The organism is Streptomyces sp. NPDC058371, from assembly GCF_042723265.1.
Taxonomy (GTDB): domain Bacteria; phylum Actinomycetota; class Actinomycetes; order Streptomycetales; family Streptomycetaceae; genus Streptomyces.
The window spans coordinates 21,001-27,404 of record NZ_JBHXJC010000007.1 but is presented as its reverse complement, the minus strand read 5'-3'; the positions used below and the strand labels follow the sequence as shown (position 1 = coordinate 27,404).

7 protein-coding genes are annotated in these 6,404 nt (G+C 72.1%); 4 read left to right on the top strand and 3 right to left on the bottom strand.

Annotation, left to right across the window (positions count from 1 at the left end; all coding sequences use genetic code 11):
* Window positions 1-121: 121 nt before the first annotated feature.
* Complete coding sequence (locus ACFWM2_RS21450; RefSeq protein WP_383282079.1) at window positions 122-556, bottom strand: ATP-binding protein; 435 nt, start codon at window positions 554-556, stop codon at window positions 122-124.
* Window positions 557-708: 152 nt separating this feature from the next.
* On the opposite strand from ACFWM2_RS21450, the gene ACFWM2_RS21445 reads away from it, so the two are divergent.
* From ACFWM2_RS21445 to ACFWM2_RS21435, 3 genes are read left to right on the top strand one after another with little or no spacing between them, the layout of a single operon-like run.
* Complete coding sequence (locus ACFWM2_RS21445) at window positions 709-1,494, top strand: Scr1 family TA system antitoxin-like transcriptional regulator (protein WP_383282075.1); 786 nt, start codon at window positions 709-711, stop codon at window positions 1,492-1,494.
* The gene (locus tag ACFWM2_RS21440; protein WP_383282073.1) at window positions 1,491-1,682 is read left to right on the top strand and encodes a DUF397 domain-containing protein; all 192 of its coding nucleotides are present in this window, start codon (window positions 1,491-1,493) and stop codon (window positions 1,680-1,682) included. Before ACFWM2_RS21445 ends, ACFWM2_RS21440 begins: the two co-directional genes overlap by 4 nt.
* A 48-nt stretch (window positions 1,683-1,730) precedes the next feature.
* Complete coding sequence (locus tag ACFWM2_RS21435) at window positions 1,731-2,609, top strand: DUF4253 domain-containing protein (RefSeq protein WP_383282070.1); 879 nt, start codon at window positions 1,731-1,733, stop codon at window positions 2,607-2,609.
* Window positions 2,610-2,665: 56 nt separating this feature from the next.
* Here ACFWM2_RS21435 and ACFWM2_RS21430 read toward each other — a convergent pair whose 3' ends face one another.
* Window positions 2,666-3,883: a PLP-dependent aminotransferase family protein gene (locus tag ACFWM2_RS21430; protein WP_383282067.1), complete on the bottom strand. Its 1,218-nt coding sequence runs from the start codon at window positions 3,881-3,883 to the stop codon at window positions 2,666-2,668.
* A gap of 262 nt (window positions 3,884-4,145) precedes the next feature.
* Window positions 4,146-5,450 (bottom strand): helix-turn-helix domain-containing protein, encoded by a 1,305-nt coding sequence (locus ACFWM2_RS21425; RefSeq protein WP_383282064.1) that lies wholly within the window; start codon window positions 5,448-5,450, stop codon window positions 4,146-4,148.
* Between the two features lie 212 nt (window positions 5,451-5,662).
* On the opposite strand from ACFWM2_RS21425, the gene ACFWM2_RS21420 reads away from it, so the two are divergent.
* Window positions 5,663-6,400: a DUF4232 domain-containing protein gene (locus ACFWM2_RS21420; RefSeq protein WP_383282061.1), complete on the top strand. Its 738-nt coding sequence runs from the start codon at window positions 5,663-5,665 to the stop codon at window positions 6,398-6,400.
* Window positions 6,401-6,404: the final 4 nt, after the last annotated feature.

Genomic DNA, 6,404 nt, shown 5'->3' with positions numbered 1-6,404 from the left:
AAGAAGGCTCCTTACTTACTGGGCGCAGGGACTCCCAATCTGCTGCGAATGGCAGCAAAAGCGACGGCTCCACCGTCCCAGGTGGAACGGTGACAGCACCGTTCCACCGGGGCCGTCCGCATCAACTCCCTTTCAGCCGCAGCGGCGTTGGGCTCTTGCACCCGCCGAATTCACACCACACCGCCTTGCCCGGGTTCCGTTCGTCGACCCCCCACCGGTCGGCGAACGCGGCCACCAGCAGCAGCCCCCGGCCGCCCTCGTCGGCCCGGTCCGCGATCCGCGGCACCCCCGGCCCGCTGTCGTGCACCTCGACCCGCAGGACGGTGCCGTCGTAGCGCAGGAAGACCCGGAAGTGCCGTCCGGGCGGGACGGCGTGCACGAGGGCGTTGGTCGCGAGCTCGCTCACGCACAGCAATACGTCGTCGGCCCGTTCGGTACCGGTGAGTCCCCACCCGGCGAGGGTCTCGCGGGCGAACCGCCTGACGGCGGGGACGGACCGCCGGTCGCGTCGGAAGAAACGCTCGCGCAGGGGCGGGAGATGGATGGTCTCGTTCACGGGACGAGAGTTGCGCAGAGTCACTACCGTGGATCACTGCGTGAGGCAGTACGGATTTTCTGTACGGGTTCGTGCGGGGTCAGACCCGTCCAGGGGTGGGGAGTTGGTCGGACATGACTGCCGGAAAGCGTCCACGGAAGAATGCGTCGGCCATGAGGATGCTGGGCGCCCAGGTGGCCGCATTCCGTCGGGCCGAGGGATACACCCAGCGATCGCTCGCCGAGAGGCTGCTGGTCGATGAGGAGACCGTCGCCTCGATCGAGCAGGGCAGGCGCCCGCTGAAGAGGGACTTGGCCGAACACCTCGATGAACTTCTACGCACGAAGGGGGTGCTGGTCGTCGGCGTGGACAACATGCCGGAGGTGGACCTTTTTCCGCGCTGGGCAGCCGAGTTCATCGATCTGGAGCGAGAAGCCTTGGCCCTCTCGTCGTACCAGAACCAGGCGCTGCCCGGACTCTTGCAGACCGAGGCGTACGCCCGGGCGGTGTTCCGCAACGAGGTGCCCAGCCTTACCGACGACGAGACCCAACAGCGCGTGGCTGCCCGCATGGCTCGGCAGCAGATCCTTCAGCGCAAGGGCTCGCCGACCGCCAGCTTCGTCATCTCCGAGGCGACACTGATGGACCGGCTCGGCGGCGACGATGTCCACTTGGAGCAGATGCACCATCTGCACGCCTGCAGTCGACTCCCCGGAGTCACCCTCCAGGTCATGCCGGTCGGCCGGGACTTCCATGCCGGGCTGTCCGGGCCCTTCGTCCTCATCGAGACACCCGATCACCAGCGGGTCGCATACGTCGAGGCCCAGCTCAACGGCTGGATGATCGCCGACCCCGGCCAGGTGTCCATCCTGGAGCGCAAATATGCGATGCTGCGAACACAGGCTCTCAACGCCCAGGAGACAGAGCGCCTGTTGGACCGTTCGCTAGGAGAGCGATGAACGCCGCACTGCAGTGGTTCAAGTCCAGCTACAGCACCGAGCAGGGCGGCGACTGCCTCGAAGTCGCCTACTCCGGGCCCCAGTCCGGCAAGGTGACCGCAGTCCACCTCCGCGACTCCAAGAACCCGGCGGGAGATCACCTCCGCGTCTCGCCGGAGGCCTGGGCGTCGTTCACCGCAGCCCGGTAAGGGAGCGGAGCGGCCCCGTTGTCAGTGGGGGCCCCTACAGTCACCGGCATGGCGACTCTTCCCAATCCGCTGCCACGGCTGGCGGCAGACCCGAGCGGGCGCACCCTCGGGCTCGAACTCCCCGCCGGGAGACTGATCGACGCGACCCACGAAGGGGCGTGGCACGAGCCGTTGGTGTGGCATGCCGAGGAGCGGCCCGCCCCGGGGGCCTGGACCGCGCTGGCCCCCGCCCGCACGCTCGGTCTGCTGCCGGTGCTGCTGGACGTCGGCGGCTCACAGGAGGGCCCCGGGGACTGGGAGTTGATGCCCGGCGAGATGTCGTACCCCGGGGACCACGACGCCGACGAGGTGCTGGCCGACTTCTGGGAGCAGTACGCGGCAGAGGAGCTCGACGGCGACGAGGACTACGCGAGCAGGGAGGTCGTGGAACCCCTCCTCGGCAAGCCGGACCCCTATGACGCGACGGTCGCGCCGTACGGACCGGCGTGGCCGGGGCTCGCCGCCGCCACGCCGCTGGAGGCCGACCCGGACGCCCGCGCCGCGGAGATCGTGGACGCCCTCGCGGACCACGGCTCGTGGCTGAAGAAGCCCCGCCTCGCCCTCGTCCCGGCGCGCCGGAGTGCGGACATCCCGGCGGCGCTCGGCTGGTCGGGCCCGCTGAACCACGAGAACGACGTGGCGCGCCTGTGCGCGGTCCTGCGGTCCTGGGAGGACCGCTTCGGGATACGTGTGGTGGCCCTGACCTTCGACCAGCTGGTGGTGTCCGTGGCGGCGCCGCCGACGACCGTGGCGGAGGCCGAGGCGGTCGCCGCCGAGCACTTCGCGTTCTGCCCGGACAACATCACGCAGGGGCACCACCCGACGCTGCGGACGTATGCCGAGCAGGAGGTGCTGAACGAGCCGGTGTGGTCCTTCTGGTGGGACTGACCGGCACGGCAGCACCTCCCCGGCGACGGTGGTGACGGTGGTGACGACGGCGGGCGTCAGCCACGCAGGCCCGAGGCGAGTCGGCGCAGCCCCTCCGCGATCTCGTCCGGGGTCTGTGTGACGAAGCACAGGCGCATCGTCGACGTCTCCGGGGTGACCGCGTAGAAGGGCGCGCCGGGCACGTACGCCACCCCGTGCCCCACCACGTCACGGAGCAGGGCCGTGGTGTCGTACGGCTCGGGCAGGCGGGCCCAGAGGAACATGCCACCCTCCGGCCGGGTCCACGTCGACCCGGCCGGGAGGGCGTCCCCGATCCCAGCGAGCATGGCGTCCCGTCGCGCGCGGTACACACCGGCCACCCGGGCCACGTGTGCGTCGAGGTCCCGGTCGGCCAAGTACCGTGCGGCGGCGAGCTGGTTGACGGTCGGGGTGTGCAGGTCGGCGGCCTGCTTGGCGACGGCGCAGGCACGGCGCAGCACGGCGGGCGCGCGCAGCCAGCCCAGCCGCAGCCCCGGCGCCATGACCTTGGAGAAGGAGCCGAGCAGGACCGTGCGGTCCCCGGCGCCGTCGTAGGAGGCGATCCACGGCACCCGCTCGCCCTCGAAGCGCAGCTCGCCGTACGGGTCGTCCTCGACGATCCACAGCCCTCGCCGGGCGGCCACGGAGGCGATGGCTGCCCGGCGCGCGCCGGGCAGTGTGCGGCCCGTCGGGTTCTGGAAGGTGGGCACGGTGTAGAGCAGCTTGGGCCGCTCCCGTGTCACCAGGTCGTCGAGTGCGTCCGGGTCGATCCCGGCCGCGTCGCCGGGCACGGCCAGCACCCGTGCCCCCGCGAAGGAGAACGCCTGAAGTGCCGCCAGATAGCAGGGGCTTTCGACGAGCACGGTGTCGCCGGGTTCCAGCAGGACGGTGGCGAGGAGCGACAGTGCCTGCTGCGATCCGGTGGTGACCAGCAGGTCGTCGGGCGAGGTCGCGAGCCCGCGCGCGCCGGTGCGCTCCGCGAGGGCGCTCCGCAGATCGGGCTCGCCCTCGGTCGTCGAGTACTGCAACGCCCGCTCGGGCGCCTCGGCGAGTACGTCCCGGAAGGCGGCGGCGATCCCCTCGGCGTCGAACAGCTCCGGCGCGGGCAGCCCGCCGGCGAAGTTGATCACCTCGGGGCGCGCGGTGACCGCGAGGATGTCGCGTACCGCCGACCCCTTGACCGCGGTGGCCCGCGCGGCAAGCAGCGGGAGAGAGGCGGACGCGGCGGGCAGCGCGGCGGAATCGGCGACGGTCACGAGGACGGCTCCTTGTCCTTGATGCGGCTCATGTCCGCGGCGGGGACGGCTCCTTGCCCACGCCGCGGTTCGTGCCCGCACCGAGGAAGGTCCCTCGTTCCCGATGCGGTTCGTGCCCGCACCGTAGGCCCATGCGTGCCGTGTACACCGGTTGTTCCGCGATACGGACGTCACCCGGTACAAGGCGCCCCGCCCGCGCCCCGCCTCGGCCCGCCCGCACCATGCCCCGACGCCCAGGGGCTGCCGCGCGGCCGGCGGCTCCTCAGCCGCCCTCGGTCCGCTCCCACGCGTCGCCGCCCAGGGGATAGCCGTACGTCGGCCGCCCCTTGGTCCCGCTCGTCCGGAACGGCTTCCCCTTGTCGTCGATCCGCAGGGTCCCGTGCCGGTTGCCGCTGGACCAGTCGAGCTCCAGATACCAGCTGACGTCGTTCGCCTTCGCATGGGCGATCACATAGAAGACCTCGGGGTCGCTCTCGCTCACCGTGTAGGGGAAGTCCCGCTGCCCGGCCTTGGCCACGGCGTCCGGGTTCGCCAGGTCGAGGTTCACGTCGAACGACTTCGTCTCGGCCGGGCCGCCGCAGCCGACGCCGATGAACCCCATGGAGTAGCTGTTCCAGGCGAGGGGAGCGCCCTTGTTCTCCACGCGCACGTGGAGCGCCTCCAGTACGGCCGTCTCCCGGCCCGTGCCCTGCACGCTCAGCGTGAGCCGCTGCTCGTCACCCGACACCGCGCCGAACGCGCTGATCCACCCCGGCGCCTCCTGCTCGTTCGGCGGTGGTGGCACCTGGGCGGGGTCCTCGTTCAGCAGGTAGGGCTGACCGCAGGGGCTGTCCCAGACGTACGGCTTCGTGGCGACGGTCAGCGGGACGGCGCCACCGGCGTCCGTGTCCCCGCCCGCGGGCCCGCCCGTCGCGCCGCTCTCGGCAGCGGAGGCGGAGGCACTCGCGTCGCCACGGTGCGAGGCGGACGGCGAGGGCGACTTGTGCCGTGCGGCGGCCGACGCGGTGCCGCCCGCGCTCTCGGTGGGGGTCGTCACGGCGGCGCCCACGGACTGTCCCTTGCCGTCGTCGTCGCTGCCCGGCACGAGCTGCACGACGAGCGCTGCGGCCACGACGGCCGCGGCCACGGCGGTCCCGGCGAGCGCGACGGTCCGCCGACGCCGACGCACCGGCGGTTCGGCCGCGGTCCCCCGCTCGACCTCGGGCACGCCGTCCGACTCCCCGTCGGCCGGACCGGCCGCCGTAGCGACCACCGCCGAGTCCGCACCCGAAGCGGAGCCCGCACCGGCACTCGTACGGGAGGCGTCCCCGGCCGCCGGCGCCTTCTGCCCCCGCAGCGCATCCGCGAGAACCCACCGCCGATGCAGCTCCACAAGCTCCTGGGGCGTGGCCTTGCAGATGCGGGCCAGCCGCTCCACGGGCGCGTAGTCGGCCGGTACGGCGTCCCCGTTGACGTACCGGTGCAGGGTCGAGGCGCTCAGGTGGAGCCGCTTGCCGAGCACCCCGTAGCTGAGTCCCGACCGCTCCTTCAACTCCCGCAGCAGTCCAGCGAACTCGTCCCCGCCCACCGTGCCTCCATCCCCGACGTCCCGGGCCGCGTTCCAGGGGGATGACGTCCCCCCAGGTCAGACCCCTGCGAATGTTCCGGCGTCCCGTCCGGACCGGCGGTTGTGGCCGCCGGGACGGATCGCCTCACAAGCTGTGGTCATCCAAGCACGCCGCCCCGGTCACCCGGTCGAGCGGCTGTACCGAACCATCCGTACCAAGCCAGGGGGACCCCATGACCGCACGCACCGCACACACGAGCCGTACCGCCCGCTCCCGCCTGTTCGCCGCCACCACGGTCGCGCTCGCCGCGCTCGCCCTCACGGCGTGCGAGAACGGACAGGGTGTACGGGACGAGGGTCCGTCCGCCGCGTCCAAGTCCTCGGCGCAGCCGAGCGGGTCGGCGTCGGCCACGGCGAACGACTCGACTGCGAAGCCGGCCGGGAACGGCGCCCCCAAGGCGAGCCGTACGACGCCGGGAGGGTCGGCAGCAGGCTCCAAGGGCGGCTCGAAGGGCGGCACCACGACCGGCTCCCCGGACAGGACCACCGGGGGTACCGGCACCCGCCGCGTGGCCTGCGACGGCTCCAACACCAGGACCGTGGCGACGGAGGTCACCCGCCCCCTGAACCACGTCCTTCTCACCGTCACCAACACCGGTTCGAAGGTCTGCGACCTCGTCGGCTACCCGGCCGTCCGCTTCGACGAGGCCCAGGCGGTCCCGCCGGTCGCCGAGGAGACCCGGCCGCAGGCGGTCGTCACCCTGTCACCGGGAGAGTCCGGTTACGCGGGCGTACTCCTCGCGGCCGGCGACGGCAGCGGCGCCCACGGCTACACGGCCAGGCACCTGGAGGTCTTCTTCCACAGCGGCAGGAGCGCGAAGCCGGCGCTCCCCGCGAAGGGCGTGTACGTCGACGAGAACCTCACCGTGACGTACTGGCAGTCGAGCCTGGCCGACGCGCTCACCTACTGAGCGT

Excerpts from the sequence above, each read along its gene's own strand:
- ACFWM2_RS21445 (WP_383282075.1), top strand. The coding sequence starts at position 709 with ATGAGGATGCTGGGCGCCCAGGTGGCCGCATTCCGTCGGGCCGAGGGA.
- ACFWM2_RS21440 (WP_383282073.1), top strand. The coding sequence starts at position 1,491 with ATGAACGCCGCACTGCAGTGGTTCAAGTCCAGCTACAGCACCGAGCAG.
- ACFWM2_RS21435 (WP_383282070.1), top strand. The coding sequence starts at position 1,731 with ATGGCGACTCTTCCCAATCCGCTGCCACGGCTGGCGGCAGACCCGAGC.
- ACFWM2_RS21420 (WP_383282061.1), top strand. The coding sequence starts at position 5,663 with ATGACCGCACGCACCGCACACACGAGCCGTACCGCCCGCTCCCGCCTG.